Here is a 15,371-nt window from a genome sequence, read left to right as displayed (position 1 = left end):
TATTAGGACATAAGAATGCTCCTGTAAATACTATGATTATTGCAGTGGTTGATAATATCGATATAGCAGAATAAGAATTTTTATAAACACTAGTTTGCAAGACGAAAAATATAATAACTTAGTCTTCTTAAAAACCCTCCTTTCAATAGAAGGTATAGGTCCTTACAAGGTTTTTTCGCTACTTAATCGATTCAAAACTTTTCGAGATATTTTTTCGGCTGATTTATCAGATCTCACACGTACCGAAGGTGTAAATAAAAAATTAGCCGAAAGAATAGTAAAATCTTCAATGAATATCGACTCAATCGAATCCAGAGTTAACAGAGAGCTAAATTTGTTAGAAAAAATAAATGGCAAAATAATTACTTATTGGGATGAAGAGTACCCCGAATTATTAAGAAATATCTACTATCCACCTTTAATTTTATACATAGTCGGTAATCTCGAAAATATAAATCAAAATGGAATAGCAATAGTTGGAACACGCAAGCCAACTCACTACGGTATTCAGCAGGCAGAAAAATTTGCTGCAGAATTGGTCAAAAAAGGATTAACCATAATAAGCGGACTTGCACGCGGAATCGATTCATATGCACATCGTTCTGCAATTAACAACAAAGGCAAAACAATTGCCGTCATTGGTAGCGGTATTGATGTTATTTATCCACCTGAAAACGCACGTTTATTCAGGTCGATTTCTGAAAATGGTTTAATTATAACTGAATTTGAACCTGGAACCAAACCAGATGCACAAAATTTTCCTAGGCGCAACAGAATTATATCCGGATTAAGTTTGGGAGTCCTGGTAATTGAGACAAGGACAAATGGAGGAGCAATGCAAACCGCTGCATATGCACTCGACCAAAACAGAGAAATTTTCGCTCTGCCTGGGAACGTCAATTCTCCTCAATCCGAAGGACCTAACTTATTAATTCAAAAAGGTGAAGCAAAATTAGTTTTATCTGGAGAAGACATAATTGAAGAATTAAGCAATAAGCTTGGTTTACAAAAAAAGACAAGTGAAAAAACTTCGCATATTTCATTATCCCTGTTTGAACAAAAAATACTTGAGGCACTCGGCAACGAGGCTCTTCAAATCGATATAATAGCAAACAGGGCTTCAATGAATACTTCTGAATGCCTAATTCATCTCTTGTCGCTGGAATTCAAAGGATTGGTTAAGCAATTACCCGGCAAAATATTTATGAGTGTTTAGTATTTTTTCAGTTTTTTCCAGATCAAACTTAGTCTTTCTTTAATGTTTTTTTCCAGACCGTTTTCAGTAGGATGATAATATTGTTTGCCCTTCAATTCTTCAGGTAGATAATTTTCTTCTAAAAAATGAGCGGGGAAATCGTGCGGATACTTATATTCTTTTCCGTAACCGAGATTTTTCATTAATTTTGTTGGGGCATTTCTAAGATGAAAAGGGACAGGATAAAGAGGTAGATTTCTAACGTCATTTTGTGCTTCCTGAATAGCTAAATAAGCTGCATTACTCTTAGGAGCCGAAGCCAAATAAGTAGCACACTGGGAAAGAATAATTCTGGCTTCTGGCATTCCAATTTTATGGCAAGCTTCAAATGCAGCTTCTGCTAATATAAGGGCATTTGGCATTGCGTTGCCTATATCTTCAGCCGCCAGAATAACCATTCTTCTGGCAATAAACATTGGATCTTCTCCGCCCTCGAGCATACGAGCAAGCCAATAAACTGCTGCGTCCGGGTCGGAGCCACGTATACTTTTTATAAAAGCCGATATTAGATTGTAATGCTCCTCGCCCGATTTATCGTATAAAATATTTTTCTTCTGTAAAACGTTTTCAACAACTTTTCTGGTAATTAATATTTCTTCCTTGTCTATTTCGTGCAGTACTGCTGCCTCCAAAATATTAAGCATCATCCTGGCGTCGCCACCTGATGCGATAATTAAATAGTCGGGATTTTCTATCTTGATTCTCAGTGACGACAAAAATTCATCTTTTTCCAGCGCCCTGTTTAGAATTTTAATTAGATCGTCTTTGCTCAATTCATTCAATACGAAAATTCTCAAGCGTGATCTTAAAGGCGGTATGATTTCGAACGAAGGATTTTCAGTAGTTGCACCTATCAGGACTATCTCGCCTTTTTCAACGGATGAAAGTAATGCATCCTGTTGTGATTTGTTGTATCTGTGAATTTCATCAATAAACAACAAGGTGTTTTTGTTATAGAGAAAATTATCTTTTGCCTTTTCAATTACCTGACGTAAATCCTTAACTCCCGAAGATATTGCATTGAGCTGGAAAAAATCGGAATTTGTAGTTTCGGCAAGAATTATCGCAAGCGTCGTTTTACCTGATCCTGGAGGCCCCCACAAAATTAACGAAGCAGGAATTTTGTTCTCGATCATTACTCTTATCGGCTTATCTTTTCCAACTAGATGTTCTTGTCCAATAAACTCATCCAAACTATGTGGGCGCATCCTTTCAGCTAACGGAATTCTTGGTATCTCTGTTTTATTTTTCATCTTCTTCGATTAATATTTCCTGTTCGTATGGTTTGTGCATATGGTATTTTTCGCGAGCGACTTTTTCAATAGTTCGGAGGCTATACTTCAGTGAATCAATTTCTTTCTGTAAATCATATAAGGTTTTTTCTGCTTGGTAAATTTTATTGTCCAGCTCAGTTATCTCACCTCTCAGTTTAAGATACTTAATGATACCATTTTCATTTAACAATAAATAAAGAAGCAACAGCACAAAAAGCAAAAGGACGAGAAAATTTATCAGCTTACTTTTATATTTATTCATGTCAGCGCAGATTTAACAATTCTATCGATCAACTCTTCGAACGATATACCAATTGCATTTGCCATCTTAGGGAATAAACTTGTCGAAGTCATTCCGGGAAGTGTATTGATTTCAAGGCAGTAGGCTTTGAAATCTTCAGTCATTCTGAAATCGACTCTGGCGTATTGTCTACATCCGACAGAATTATAAGCAAGCAAAGCTTGAGATTGAATATGTCGTGCAACATTTTCAGGAATATTGGCCGGCACTATATAGTCGCTTTTGCCTGATGTATATTTTGATTCATAATCATAAAATCCTGAGCGTGGAATTATTTCGAGTACAGGCAATGCCCTGTTTTCAAAAATTCCTACTGTAAGTTCTCTACCCGGAATAAACTCTTCTATTAAAACGTTGTCGGAATATTCGAAAGCCCTATTAATTGCGCCTTCCAGCGAAACGTATTCACGACAGATTGAAATTCCTACAGTAGATCCCTCGTCGTTAGGTTTTACTACGCATGGCAGACCGAAAAATTTTTCAATTTTCTTCTTAATTAATTCTACGTTGTTGTCTTTTCGTGATACTATAAACCATCGTGGAGTTTTTACGTCGTAATGTTGAAACATAATTTTTGCCATGTACTTATTCATAGCAAGCGAGCTGGACAGCACTCCCGAGCCGGTATACTTAATATTTCTCATTTCAAGCAAAGATTGTATACGACCGTCTTCTCCCCATTTGCCGTGCAATGCAAGGAAAGCTACATCGATATTATCAAATGCTTCAGAATTAACAATGTCAATGTAATTTTGGACGGATAAAGGAGCCACGTCTTCATCTGCGAAAAATAATTCTTCCTCTGCTGGCTGAGTCAAACCGTAAGCGGGATCAATTAGACTTACATTATAATTGAGATTCTTAAGAGCAGAATAAATTGATTTACCGCTTGCCTTTGAAACTTTTCTTTCAGTCGATACACCACCGACAAGTAGTACAATTTTAATTTCGGAATTTTGCATAAGTGTATACCATTTTATATCATTAATTCTATGGAGTTTCTATGCATACTTATTAATTTTAACTGAACGTTTTTTGATTTTAGCATAGAGGTGACTACGCATTAAGGTCGACTTTCGATTTTTTCGATTATACGAATATTACTCATACCGTCTTCACCGCTTACTAAGGGAATTTTATTGTTCAAGAAAGATTTTTGCACCGACCTGATGACGAAAGCAATCTTATTGAATTTTTTTCTGAATACCATTTTAGCCTGTCCCTTCAGATCGATCGTAATTTTAGTAACAAGATTTCGTTTATCAATATTACTTTCAACATTTATTATACCATTTAGTCCAATAATATCGAGACGAATAAACGGTTTTTTTGTATCGTAAGACACGTTAAAAATTCCATATCCCCCGTTTACAAATCTAAAAATTGCTGCCGCAAAATCGTCCACTTCGCTTTTATATATAACATTATCAATAATCCCTTTTATATCGGATACTTCACCACCAAAATAACGCATTAAATCGATAACGACCGCGCCAGTATCCCTCAGTACTCCTCCTCCACTCAGGTCTTTTTTAAATCTGAAATTATCTGCCGGTGGCATATCGATATGATACGAAGCATTTATTGAGACAAGTTTACCTAAAATATTTTTATCGATTAATTCTCTAACTTTTAATATCAATGGATGAAAACGATGAATATGATTTATAGCAAACTGAACATTATTTTCTTTACAAACCCTGACCATTTCTTCAGCTTGAGTAGAATTAAGAGCAATTGGTCTTTCGCAGAATACATGCTTGCCTGCTTTCGCAGCTTCGATCACTTGATAATAATGGTCGCTATTTCTACTGGATATATAAACAGCATCGATGTTTGAATTTAAGAATTTTTGATAATCGTCAAAAAAATTCGGAGCACCGAACTTCAAGGCGATTTCGTGAGCTCTATCTAAACTATGGCTGTAAACCGAGATTAATCGACTTCTTTTTACAATTTGAAGGGAAGGCAAAAAAACATTTTCCAAAAAAGAACCACACCCTGCTACCCCCCATCTCAGTTTACGGGGTAAAGGTACCTTTAGATTAATATTTCTTGGCGTAGGCATTTCAGAAACCTAATTTCTTCATTAATAATTTAATCGGTTCTGAATTTTGCATTATATAGAAATGGATTGCCGGAACATTATTATTAAGCAATTCTTCTACTTGTTTGTATACCCAATTAATACCTATTTCAAGTGCATGTTCCGGTTTGGCAGCTTCAAGTTCCTCTGACAATTCTTTGGGGATGTCGATGAAAAAGTTCTTTGGCAAAGAATAAGCGTGTTTTTTGGATGTAATGATTTTCAATCCTGGGATAATCGGAACGTTGATACCCTCCTGTCTACAAAGTTTTACATAGTCGAAATAATACTTATTATCAAAGAACATTTGAGTTACAATATACGAAGCGCCTGCTTCAATTTTGGCTTTTGTATATTTAATATCTGAAATGAGATTTGGAGCCTCATAATGTTTTTCGGGATAGCCGCTTGTACCAATGCAAAAATCCATCGGCTCGGCATTTAGTAATCCTTCTTCGAGATATTTCCCTTTATTTAAATCGTTTATCTGTTTAATTAAATCGATCGCATATTCATTAACACTTCGACCAAACTTCAATGGTTTTCTAAAACCATTATCGTCTCCTCGAATTGCGAGCACATTATCAATCTGGAGATAATGTAACTCAATTAAAAAATCCTCAGTTTCTTCTTTAGTAAATCCGGTACACAGCACGTGAGGCACGGCGTCGATGTTGTACTTATTCTGGATTAGAGCACAAATTCCAAGCGTTCCAGGTCTTTTCCTTTTTACTTTCATTTTAATTTCGCCGCTCGGAGTCTCTTCATAAATAACTTCTGCCGGATGACTTGTGATGTCTATAAACGGGGGATTGTATTTGACTATATCATCCAGAACATTTAATAACTCTTTAATATCCCCTCCTCTTTTGGGAGGAATAATTTCAAAGCTAATCAATGTGTCTTTTGATTTTTCAAGATGTTCTATTACTTTCATCTTATCCTGCTTAATTTGTTCTAACAAATTTACTATTTTTAGAATTAATTATATACGCTAATCAGATTGACCTGCTTTCAATATTAACTTATGAACTGATTTCATCTCAAATTCTTTTTCATTTATTGGAACGATATGATACTTTCCCTTTAACCACTTCTCAGTCATATCTTTATAATGAGGACTTATAAAATTTCCCGATTGACCCGTCGGCATTATAAATTTAATATAGTCCGGATTTGCAAAATCGTAGATATATCTCATCGATGGGCCTAAAATATTTTCGAACGGCTTATCTTTCTTAATTAATTCTGTTTGTCCATTATCAAACAATGTTACAAAAGAATATTCAGTATTAAAAACTGTAGTGCCATCACCACCTATTGAATATGGCCCTATGTCAATTAACTTGTCTATTAACGATGAAACTCCATGGAACAGATGCTTGAACGTAACGGTGTGCATTTTTCCCCATTGCCAATTCACAGGATTTTTTCCGTAATTAGTTTCAAGATAGCTTAGAGCATCGACCAAACTTTTTCGTAATATATCGTCTTTATTTTCGATGCGGGAAGTTTTAAGGTCGTCGAATAAAAAACTATCACCCTTTTCAAGTAATTCGTAAATTTTTCTGTAAGGTACATTTGCAAGCATAACATATTCTTTAATCAGCTCTGTTCCTAATTCGTCTTCGAAAGTATTCTTAATAAGAAAATAGAGAAAAGTAGAATAAATTGCTGGAGTTTGACTGCCTGGATGCATATTATAATCCCAGTTTTGCAATAGATCGAGTGCAAGCATAAGATTAGCATCCTTTACTTTTACTTTTTGAAAGGCTTTCAATAAATTTTCTGTAACAAACTTAGCATAGGGCGAAACAAAATCCATTTGATAATTTCGGAAGTCGTCGGGAGTATGCAATCTTTTGGAATCGAGCAGCTGTGTTATCCGTTCAATACGGGACGATGGTTCCCAGATATTCGAAATATGATAAGGGAAAGATCGAATTGTTTTATTGTTTGCCGATGCAATAAATCCATTTTCAGGATTAATAAGTCGGGGCATAAAATCGTAAGAAACAAAACCACTCCAATCCGAGTCTCCAACTGTTCCGTCGTATATCAATGTCGGACTTGTATTCTTGCGTAGCGGTAACAATACTGCACAGATGTAACCGATATTGCCGTCTTTATCAGCATAAATAAAATTTTGTCCTGGCACATTAAAATATTTCAGAGCCGCGACAAACTCTTCTCGATTTTTTGCCCGGTTAATTAAAATGGAAGAGAGCATTTCGTTGGTAAAATCGTTACCTGTCCATCTCATACTAATTTTGAGATTTGTATTTTTTTTGTTTATGAGACGGTATGGATGAATATCAGAAATAATCGGTCCACGATGTGTTCTTCTTATAACGAATTTATAGAAGCCTTTATCTTTGATGTAGATGGAATCCGTTTGGGTATCGAGTTCCTGCCACTTTCCGTCGACCAGATAACGATTGTTAAGTGTATCGACTTGTTCGATATAAAAATCGGAATCGTCTGCCATTACATTAGTCATTGCCCATGCAATATTCCGATTTTTTCCGATAACGACAGAAGGCAAGCCCGGCAGGGTAAATCCTTCGGCATTCCATTCATTCGATCTAATCAATGCAAAGTACCATTTACCAGGAGCGGAAAAAGCCAGATGTGGATCGTTTGCAATAATTGGTTTTCCCGTTGCAGACCTTTTTGCCGAAATTACCCAGCTATTAGAGCCAATGTGAGTACCGTTAAAGCCAATAAAATTTCTAAATTCCCTATCGGTTTTAATTAATGCAAGAGGTACTTCAGAGTATCTATTAAGTCGGTCATCAATTATGAAAGGAGCATTTTCAGGGTAGTTAGGCAATAGCTCCGTTGCCTTCTCTTTACCTAATTTTTGTACTATGTGTGCAAAAGCCACGTCTGACCACCAGCTGAGATTTAATTCCCATGCCATCATCTTTGCCATTATCAAGCAATGTTCAGGTCTCCATCTATACGGTTCGTAACCGAGTAAACCAAATTCTACCGGGTATTTGCCTCTATATTCTTCGATATATTTATTGACGCCGTTTGAGTAAGAAATCAATATTTTTTTCGTAGTCGGATCAATTCGTTTATAAGATTCGTATGCGTTCCTGGCAATTCCGACGGTGCGAAACATCAAGTCAAAGGCTGCGGTTTTTTCGCCGAATATTTCGCTAAGTCTGCCTTCTCCTGCTCTGCGTCCGATATCCATCTGGAATAATCTTTCTTGAGCATGTAGATATCCAAGTGTATAAGCGGCATCCTCTTGACTTCTGGCAATAATCATTGGCACTGCCATCGAATCAGTATATACAATCACGTCTGATTCGATCCGATTATTTTCTACAGTTCCGTCATATCGAGGCAGAGTTCTCTTAATCATAAAAAATGACACAAGAGAAATTACCACGAGAGTAAGGATCAAAAAAATTGTCCAACCAATTAAATGTTTTTTCAATTTTTTCATCATTGCGCCTCAAAATAACAATCCAAAAAATAAAAAAATAACAAGTCTGTTATCGTCAAATTTAATATTAACGACATTTTTTTTATGTTGCATAATATAAAACAGCGGAATAAAGATGGGCGAAATTACACTTATACTATTTGGTTTGGCAGTTGTAGTTTTATTCTTATTGATACTAAAAAAATTATCAGGAACAAAAGAAGAACCAATAAAGGAGGAGCTCGACAGAATCGATCGATCGTTCAGGGACGAAATTGCTCGCAACCGAGACGAAGTTTCAAAAAGTCTTAAAATGCAACGGGAGGAGATAAGTTCTTCGATTAAAAGTTTTAGCAGAGATTTATCCGAAAGATTTTTTGAGATCGCAAAGATGCAAAAAGATCAACTCGATCTCTTTGCAAAACAACTTTACCAGTTAACACAGACAAACGAACAAAAATTTGATACACTGCAATCCAGAGTGGACGAAAAGTTGAAGGAGATAATTCAAAACAATGAAAAAAAACTCGAAGAGATGAGATTAACCGTAGATGAAAAGCTGCAAAGCACACTCGAAAAAAGGCTCAGCGAATCTTTTAAATTAGTAAGCGAACGACTTGAGCAGGTTTATAAAGGTCTGGGAGATATGCAGGAATTAGCTCGAGGCGTTGGCGATCTTAAGAACGTGCTCACAAATATTAAAACCAGAGGAACGTGGGGAGAAATTCAGCTCGAGAATTTAATCGACCAGATACTCACCAGAGAACAATATGAAAAAAACGTTTCGACAAAAAAAGGGAGCAACGAAAAAGTCGAATTTGCCATAAAATTGCCTGGAAAAAACAGTATAAAAGATGAGATCGTATGGCTTCCCATCGACGCTAAATTTCCTATAGAAGATTACCAAAGATTACTCGAAGCTCAGGAATCGGCAGATATCGAAGGCATAAATGACGCATCCAGGAGAATTGAAAATACCATAAAGAATGAAGCAAAAAAGATAGCTGACAAATATCTCGACCCGCCTCACACAACGGATTTTGCAATTATGTTCTTACCTATTGAAGGGCTTTATGCCGAAGTTTTAAGAAGACCAGGACTTGCAGAAAGTCTTCAGCGAGAATTCAGAGTTACCATAGCTGGACCGACTACACTTGCTGCATTGTTGAACAGTTTGCAAATGGGTTTTAGAACGCTGGCAATTGAAAAACGTTCAAGCGAGGTCTGGTCAATTCTTGCAGCCGTGAAAACAGAATTTGGAAAATTCGGAACAGTTTTAGAAGCTACTCAGAAAAAGCTACAAGAAGCTTCCAATAAAATCGAAGAAGCTGCGCGTTCGACGCGTAAAATCGAGCGCAAATTAAAGGACGTACAAGAATTGCCGCCTGAGGAAGGAATTAAACTACTGGAATAAAAGAATCCCACAGTAGCGTGGGATTCTAATTTTAACTCTTTCAGAATTTTAGCAGCCCTCTCTTTTCTTTCCGCCAGCTTTATTCATACTTGCCGCAGGCAGGGTTAGCTTAGGTAACGACTTCTGCTCTGTTGGCCTGGTGACAGACACAGTTCCATTTTCGCCTGAGGCAATTCTTGGTTCGCCCCCGAAATAAAAACTTACCTGTTTTAGTTTCTCGAATTCACTTTTCTCTTGATCGGAGGCGTCGGCTCTTAAAGTGGGATAAAGAACATTATTTTGCCAGCCCCGCATTCCATCCTTCAAGATATAAACTTTTCTATAACCGGCGCTCTTAAGTAAGAACCAGGTTTCTGCCGTAAGGATATCATCATCGCCATAAATTAATATTTTTTCGTTTTTCATTAAGCCGGCTTCCAGTATCGATTCTGATGAAACATTCATAGCACCGGGAATATGGTATTCATTAAATTTATCTTCGTTTCTGACATCAATAAGAGTAAAATCGACTTTTCCTTTAATAATCCAATCTGCAAGTTCAACTGGTTTGACAATATTTTTTTCTTTTCTCAGTTCGAGTGAAAGCTCCTTTGCATTTATTTTCACGTGTCTGTTATCCGAAGGATTACCGATAATCATGGCAAAGAATCCTAGCATAAATGCTATAAAAGCAAGTTTCTGTGGAGTCGAAATTTTATTCAACCAAGATTTCATTCTATTTCTCTCCCGGATTTAGTTTTCATTATTTTTTCGGTCCACTCTGCTAGAAGGAAAGCGGCAATTGCAATAACAACAACCAAGAAGACAACCATTCCGTGCGAAAGTCCCAGAAAATCAAAGAGGGTAACACTCCCCATCGCAGTTGAATTATAAAAGTCTGCTATAAACGGATAAATTTCGCCGAAGATGAAAATGCCAAATAACATTCCGAGTAAATAAATCATCCCGTCAATTCTACCAGTTGACGAGGATACAATCGAAGTGCCGGGGCAATAGCCGCCAATAACGAATCCGATACCGAGCAGCAAACCACCTACCAATTGAGGGATTAGATAAGTATCGGTAATATAGACAAGTGAAAGGTCAAGCCAGCCGATCCATGCAAGATAAAATAATCCGAGCATAGCAGTCACAATGGCTGTAAACATAACTTTGAGGACACGCATATTATAAAGGTAAAATTGAGCGGCAAGAATTCTTGCATTTCCGAATCCGCCTCGTTCGAGGGCAAATCCGAAGCCGATTCCGATTACAAAAGCGACAACGAGGCTGAAATCGAATCCGAAATAATCGAATTTATAAAAGGGCATCATAACCATTGTCTCCTTACAAAGTATGCAGTTAAATATCCACCGGCAAAAACTGCCAGCATAAAGACCCAGCTTCCGAGACTTAATAGAGCTCCACCTGTAAGCGCCTGACCACTGGTGCATCCGCGTGCCAGTTTAGCTCCGAAACCCATAATTGCACCTCCAACAAAAGCATATATCAATCGTGTCCTGTTACTTACATTCGGACCTTTTTCAATTGTTTTTTTGACACGATGTGCCAGAGTACCCGATAGAAATCCACCAATAGCCACACCTATTACTTCGAAGACTAACCAATCCTTGAGCGGATTTGTATTGCTGTCCCCCAGATAATTTTTATAGAATTCGTTCTGGGATGCATGTTCGGGGGCAACTTTTGCAACTCCAACAGCAACAAGAGTTGAAGCTGCACCTGAAGCTCCTAATCCTCTTCCCATTATTACAAATGCTGATAGAAGCACCAGTCCCAATCCGAATCCTACTAAATATGGATTCGAATACGGTTTTGATTTAAAGGTTCTTTCGGCGGTTTGTTCACTTAATTTTGGGGATATTCCTGTTACAGTCTCCATTTAGTTTCTCCTTTACAATGTCTTACTTAAAGTGTGCATTTAAATAATGGCTGTATTGACCAGCATAAACAATAATGAACCGAAGAATAAGTCCTCCAATAATTACCAGAATAGGAGCAACAGGCGTATGTTTAACTTTATGATTAACAGCCATCAATTGTATAATAAGCGGGATAACAATTCCAATGCCGATGATGAATACCCAAAATGCAGGTGCATAAATTCCGTCGATTAACAGTTTAGCAGCTTCAATGTGAACGGCCGAAGATGTAGAAAGACCAATAAGCATCAGTGAAATTACAAATAGTTCCATCGTAAGAAAACCGTTATCTGCTTTTGCCAGTAGTTCCCTTTCATAAACATTTTTTGCAATCATATGCACAAATGCAGCAGCAGTTGAAAGTCCCGATACAAGAAACAATACCGACAAGATCGAAGTATTCCACAGCGGCCGTGAACCCATAGTGCTCAACAAAACGCCGGTATAAATTCCGAGCATCCCGCCGAGTAGCATATTTGCCACTCCTATGTTTTGTATCAATCGTGAATGGGAGTTGATATATGTTGTAATTTTATTGAGAGCCGGGAACTTATCGACAAAAAATTTAGGCGGTCCCATCAACAAATTTGCAATAATAACGGGGTAGACCAGAATTAAGATCCACGCTCCCCACGACATTGGCGAAGTAATTCGGAAAGTAGTATAAAGTCTCCATACATATAACTTATGTTCCAAATCTAAAAAGAGAGCAAACATGCCGAGACTCAGAAGTAATAAACTTATTAAAGGTAATGTGTAACATGAACAGTTTGTTTCTTTATATCTTTTACTGAATAAAAAGTAGCCAGATATAATCATCATTCCTGCGACAAGACCGCCGAGGAATAGATAGACTGGTATTTCCCACCCCCATACATGCGTATATGGGTCGATTTGAAAATTATGACGGGTAGTAGTTAATTCCTGCATAAACTCCTCAGATTAAATAAAAAATACGAGGTTTCGTACCTGCCTCTGGCAAGAGAGTATGATATTGTCTTGAAGCAAGTAATTTACTTACTTCGCTTTCAGGATCGTCAAGATCGCCAAAATACATGCAATGAGTAGGACAAACCGAAACGCACGCTGGATCTTCTCCTTTTTCGACTCTGTGTATGCAAAATGTGCATTTGTCGGCGTACCCATCCGGATGGATAAAACGAGCATCGTAAGGGCAGGCAGCCAGACAGGCTTTACAGCCGATACACATATCGTGGTCGACGAGTACAACGTTGCCGACATCATGGACATGGCTTGCACCAGTTGGACAGCAAGAAACACACGGTGTATTATCGCAGTGATTACAGCGCTGCGATTGAATCTCTAAATGAACATCCGGAAATTTGCCAGTTGTTACCTGTACAATCCAATCCCTGTTATATCCTTCGGGTACGTTGTTCTCAGTTTTACAAGCTACTACACAGTCCATGCATCCAACGCATTTTTTTGTATCAATCACCATCGCATAACGAGCCATATTAAACCTCCGTCACAAAAGTTACAAAATTGACATTCATTCCGGTACCACCCATCAAGGGGTCGGTTTTATAGCGAGTAATAAGTTCCGAATCGCTGGCTCCTTTCAGATATGCTCTTTTAAGCATTCGTGAATTATGACCAAATCCGTGAACCATGTAGACGGAGTCCGGTCTTATCCTTTCGGTGGCTTTTACTTTTATTTTATTGCTCAAAACACCGTCCTGGTTTTTAAGGCGAATGTACTGACCATTTTTAAGACCCCATTTGTTTGCAACATCGCTATTGATCCAGATTTCATTTTCTTCCATCATATCCATTAAAATTGGATTTGATTGAGTTCTGGAGAACGAATGGACAGGCGATCTGCCAAATAACAGTCGATAATATCCCGGAGGCGGATCTTCTGGTTTTTCGTATCTTGGAACCGGATCAAACCCTGCTTGCAATAATTGAACAGAATAAAATTCCACTTTTCCTGAGGGTGTGTAGAATTCTGGCTGTATACCCTCCTCGATATAAATCGGCTGATCGTCGGCTGTAATAACACCTTCTTTTTTTAGCAGATCGAGACTGAGCCCAACATTTTTAAGTCTATAATCGAGATATTCTTCAATGTTTTTCCATGGATAATATTCATTAAGTCCCAATTTTTCAGCCAGTTTTTTTGCAATCCACCAATTCGGTTTTTGATCTGCTGGAGGATCGACAACCGGCTGTCTTAACGAAACAAAAGGTACTTTAAACGGCGACGTATGAAGATCATCGTATCGTTCTAAATAGATCGATTCGGGCAAAACAACATCAGCCCAGCCAGCAATTTCACTCGGTATCACATCTACAACCACTAAAAGATCGAGATTTTGAATTGCTTTAATAGTTTCTTCTTGATTCGGTAATGCATCGATTAGATTGGTGGCATAAACAAACCAGCCTTTTACTGGATACGGTTTGCCAGTTATTGTAGCTTCTCGAATTCCTGTTGTGATCTCTTCTGAGGCAAATGGGAATTTATTATTCGGATTATCGAGTTTCTCTTTAGTGGGTTTCGGATATGGAGGATAGGGATAGGGAGGAATCGGGAATTTTGCCGGGAAATAAAAGCCTCCTTTTCTGCCCCAGTTGCCGAGCAAAGCATTTAATAATGCTACTGCTCTCATCCTCTGGGTATCATTTCCATACCAGGTTACATGGCGTCCTGGATGGACTAACGATGCCGGTTTGAACATTGCCATAGTACGGGCAGTTTTTCTTATTAATTCAGGCTCAATTCCAGTTTCAGGATAAGCCCATTCGGGAGTGTATTGATTTATTTCTTCTCTGAACTGTTCGAAACCAAATCCATATTTATCGACGAATTCTTTGTCGTATAAATTTTCCGAAACAATAACATTCATCCATGCCAGTAAAAGTGCCGTATCTGTTCCAGGTTTTATTGGTAAGTAGTATTTAGCTTTCGAAGCAGCTACAGAAAAACGGGGATCAACGACAATAATTGTAGCATTTTTCTCAACTGCTCTTGCAAATTCCTGTGCCTGAGTGTTGTGCATGTTTTCACCCAGATGAGAACCGATCAGAACAAGACATTGTGCATTTTCGATATCAGTTTTTTCGGGCGAACCAATTGCATCGCCGAAAGTTAATTCGAAACCGACATCGCGCGGACCCCGGCATTGAGCAAACGAAGGCGCTCCGAAATTAATTGCACCGTAAGCTTGTAAAGTATGCTTCAGGAATGTACCACCAATTCCGTGAGAAAACATTGCAACTGATTCTGGTCCGTATTTTTCTTTAATATTTTTCATTCTTGAAGCGATGAAATCGAGCGCTTCATCCCAGGTTACTTCTTTCCATTTTTCCTCTCCACGTTCGCGCGTTCTGATCAAAGGCGCCCTAAGCCTGTCGGGATCGTAATGAGCACCTATACCGCCAGTGCCCCTGGGACATAATCTGCCATTGCTCAACGGGTCTTTTGGGTTACCTTCAATTTTCCAGAGTTTACCGTCTTTAACGTAAGCAATTGCGGCGCATTTCCAGAAACAGATATCACAATAAGTCGGAATTTTTTTAACGCCTTTCAATTTTTTTTCGTCAACTTTTGCGGCTCCTTTAATCACGGGATTCAAAGTGCTTGCCGCCGCAACAGCACCAACGCTAAATCCCGTTATTTTAAGAAAGCGTCTTCTTGAAATCGAATTCATTTG

At 37.9% G+C, this 15,371-nt stretch carries 15 protein-coding genes (1 of these 15 only partly in view); 3 read left to right on the top strand and 12 right to left on the bottom strand.

Annotated elements, in window-relative coordinates; translation table 11 throughout:
* Positions 1 to 74, top strand: the final stretch of a protein-coding gene (locus ACSSV9_RS06840) for a EutN/CcmL family microcompartment protein (protein WP_437346504.1). The gene continues 202 nt to the left of window position 1, outside the view; only the last 74 of its 276 coding nucleotides appear in the window; the start codon falls outside the window, past its left edge; its stop codon occupies positions 72 to 74.
* Positions 75 to 94: 20 nt separating this feature from the next.
* The gene (gene dprA, locus ACSSV9_RS06835) at positions 95 to 1,216 is read left to right on the top strand and encodes a DNA-processing protein DprA (protein WP_437346503.1); all 1,122 of its coding nucleotides are present in this window, start codon (positions 95 to 97) and stop codon (positions 1,214 to 1,216) included.
* On the opposite strand, the gene ACSSV9_RS06830 is transcribed toward dprA, so the two are convergent.
* From ACSSV9_RS06830 to ACSSV9_RS06805, 6 genes are all read right to left on the bottom strand, one after another.
* Positions 1,213 to 2,508, bottom strand: coding sequence for a replication-associated recombination protein A (locus tag ACSSV9_RS06830; protein WP_437346502.1), 1,296 nt, complete (start codon positions 2,506 to 2,508; stop codon positions 1,213 to 1,215). The genes dprA and ACSSV9_RS06830 overlap by 4 nt on opposite strands.
* The gene (locus tag ACSSV9_RS06825) at positions 2,498 to 2,791 is read right to left on the bottom strand and encodes an FtsB family cell division protein (RefSeq protein ID WP_437346501.1); all 294 of its coding nucleotides are present in this window, start codon (positions 2,789 to 2,791) and stop codon (positions 2,498 to 2,500) included. Before ACSSV9_RS06825 ends, ACSSV9_RS06830 begins: the two co-directional genes overlap by 11 nt.
* Entirely contained in the window at positions 2,788 to 3,792 is a 1,005-nt protein-coding gene (locus tag ACSSV9_RS06820; protein WP_437346500.1) for a D-alanine--D-alanine ligase family protein, read from the bottom strand. Before ACSSV9_RS06820 ends, ACSSV9_RS06825 begins: the two co-directional genes overlap by 4 nt.
* Before the next feature lie 101 nt (positions 3,793 to 3,893).
* Positions 3,894 to 4,898, bottom strand: a complete 1,005-nt coding sequence (locus tag ACSSV9_RS06815) for a Gfo/Idh/MocA family protein (RefSeq protein WP_437346499.1) — start codon at positions 4,896 to 4,898, stop codon at positions 3,894 to 3,896.
* Between the two features lies 1 nt (position 4,899).
* On the bottom strand, positions 4,900 to 5,853 hold the full coding sequence (locus ACSSV9_RS06810; RefSeq protein WP_437346498.1) for a methylenetetrahydrofolate reductase: 954 nt from the start codon (positions 5,851 to 5,853) through the stop codon (positions 4,900 to 4,902).
* A 57-nt stretch (positions 5,854 to 5,910) separates the two neighbouring features.
* Positions 5,911 to 8,379, bottom strand: coding sequence for a penicillin acylase family protein (locus tag ACSSV9_RS06805; protein ID WP_437346497.1), 2,469 nt, complete (start codon positions 8,377 to 8,379; stop codon positions 5,911 to 5,913).
* 112 nt (positions 8,380 to 8,491) lie between these two features.
* On the opposite strand from ACSSV9_RS06805, the gene ACSSV9_RS06800 reads away from it, so the two are divergent.
* A complete protein-coding gene (locus ACSSV9_RS06800) occupies positions 8,492 to 9,769 on the top strand; it encodes a DNA recombination protein RmuC (RefSeq protein ID WP_437346496.1) in 1,278 nt (425 codons plus the stop codon).
* Positions 9,770 to 9,817: 48 nt separating this feature from the next.
* On the opposite strand, the gene ACSSV9_RS06795 is transcribed toward ACSSV9_RS06800, so the two are convergent.
* The 6 genes from ACSSV9_RS06795 to ACSSV9_RS06770 are packed head-to-tail and all read right to left on the bottom strand — an operon-like array spanning position 9,818 to position 15,368.
* Positions 9,818 to 10,483: a rhodanese-like domain-containing protein gene (locus ACSSV9_RS06795; RefSeq protein ID WP_437346495.1), complete on the bottom strand. Its 666-nt coding sequence runs from the start codon at positions 10,481 to 10,483 to the stop codon at positions 9,818 to 9,820.
* The gene (locus tag ACSSV9_RS06790) at positions 10,480 to 11,082 is read right to left on the bottom strand and encodes a YeeE/YedE thiosulfate transporter family protein (protein ID WP_437346494.1); all 603 of its coding nucleotides are present in this window, start codon (positions 11,080 to 11,082) and stop codon (positions 10,480 to 10,482) included. The genes ACSSV9_RS06795 and ACSSV9_RS06790 overlap by 4 nt, the downstream gene beginning before the upstream one ends.
* Positions 11,079 to 11,651: a YeeE/YedE thiosulfate transporter family protein gene (locus ACSSV9_RS06785; protein ID WP_437346493.1), complete on the bottom strand. Its 573-nt coding sequence runs from the start codon at positions 11,649 to 11,651 to the stop codon at positions 11,079 to 11,081. Before ACSSV9_RS06785 ends, ACSSV9_RS06790 begins: the two co-directional genes overlap by 4 nt.
* A 22-nt stretch (positions 11,652 to 11,673) precedes the next feature.
* Positions 11,674 to 12,621 carry an NrfD/PsrC family molybdoenzyme membrane anchor subunit gene (gene nrfD, locus ACSSV9_RS06780; RefSeq protein WP_437346492.1) on the bottom strand — a complete coding sequence of 316 codons (948 nt, stop codon included), beginning with the start codon at positions 12,619 to 12,621 and terminating at the stop codon, positions 11,674 to 11,676.
* Positions 12,622 to 12,628: 7 nt separating this feature from the next.
* Positions 12,629 to 13,168, bottom strand: coding sequence for a 4Fe-4S dicluster domain-containing protein (locus ACSSV9_RS06775; protein WP_437346491.1), 540 nt, complete (start codon positions 13,166 to 13,168; stop codon positions 12,629 to 12,631).
* Position 13,169: 1 nt separating this feature from the next.
* A complete protein-coding gene (locus tag ACSSV9_RS06770; protein WP_437346490.1) occupies positions 13,170 to 15,368 on the bottom strand; it encodes a molybdopterin-containing oxidoreductase family protein in 2,199 nt (732 codons plus the stop codon).
* Between the last annotated feature and the right edge of the window lie 3 nt (positions 15,369 to 15,371).

Source organism: Melioribacter sulfuriphilus (assembly GCF_051488685.1).
Taxonomy (GTDB): Bacteria; Bacteroidota; Ignavibacteria; order Ignavibacteriales; family Melioribacteraceae; genus Melioribacter.
The sequence above is the reverse complement of the archived record's forward strand: the minus strand, read 5'-3'. Positions and strand labels throughout refer to the sequence as shown.

Bases quoted from the DNA above. Each gene is read 5' to 3' on its own strand.
- ACSSV9_RS06820 (WP_437346500.1), bottom strand. From the start codon at position 3,792: ATGCAAAATTCCGAAATTAAAATTGTACTACTTGTCGGTGGTGTATCG.
- ACSSV9_RS06795 (WP_437346495.1), bottom strand. From the start codon at position 10,483: ATGAAATCTTGGTTGAATAAAATTTCGACTCCACAGAAACTTGCTTTT.
- ACSSV9_RS06790 (WP_437346494.1), bottom strand. From the start codon at position 11,082: ATGATGCCCTTTTATAAATTCGATTATTTCGGATTCGATTTCAGCCTC.
- ACSSV9_RS06815 (WP_437346499.1), bottom strand. From the start codon at position 4,898: ATGCCTACGCCAAGAAATATTAATCTAAAGGTACCTTTACCCCGTAAA.
- ACSSV9_RS06770 (WP_437346490.1), bottom strand. From the start codon at position 15,368: ATGAATTCGATTTCAAGAAGACGCTTTCTTAAAATAACGGGATTTAGC.
- nrfD (WP_437346492.1), bottom strand. From the start codon at position 12,621: ATGCAGGAATTAACTACTACCCGTCATAATTTTCAAATCGACCCATAT.
- ACSSV9_RS06810 (WP_437346498.1), bottom strand. From the start codon at position 5,853: ATGAAAGTAATAGAACATCTTGAAAAATCAAAAGACACATTGATTAGC.
- ACSSV9_RS06785 (WP_437346493.1), bottom strand. From the start codon at position 11,651: ATGGAGACTGTAACAGGAATATCCCCAAAATTAAGTGAACAAACCGCC.
- ACSSV9_RS06805 (WP_437346497.1), bottom strand. From the start codon at position 8,379: ATGATGAAAAAATTGAAAAAACATTTAATTGGTTGGACAATTTTTTTG.
- ACSSV9_RS06800 (WP_437346496.1), top strand. From the start codon at position 8,492: ATGGGCGAAATTACACTTATACTATTTGGTTTGGCAGTTGTAGTTTTA.
- ACSSV9_RS06775 (WP_437346491.1), bottom strand. From the start codon at position 13,168: ATGGCTCGTTATGCGATGGTGATTGATACAAAAAAATGCGTTGGATGC.
- ACSSV9_RS06825 (WP_437346501.1), bottom strand. From the start codon at position 2,791: ATGAATAAATATAAAAGTAAGCTGATAAATTTTCTCGTCCTTTTGCTT.
- ACSSV9_RS06830 (WP_437346502.1), bottom strand. From the start codon at position 2,508: ATGAAAAATAAAACAGAGATACCAAGAATTCCGTTAGCTGAAAGGATG.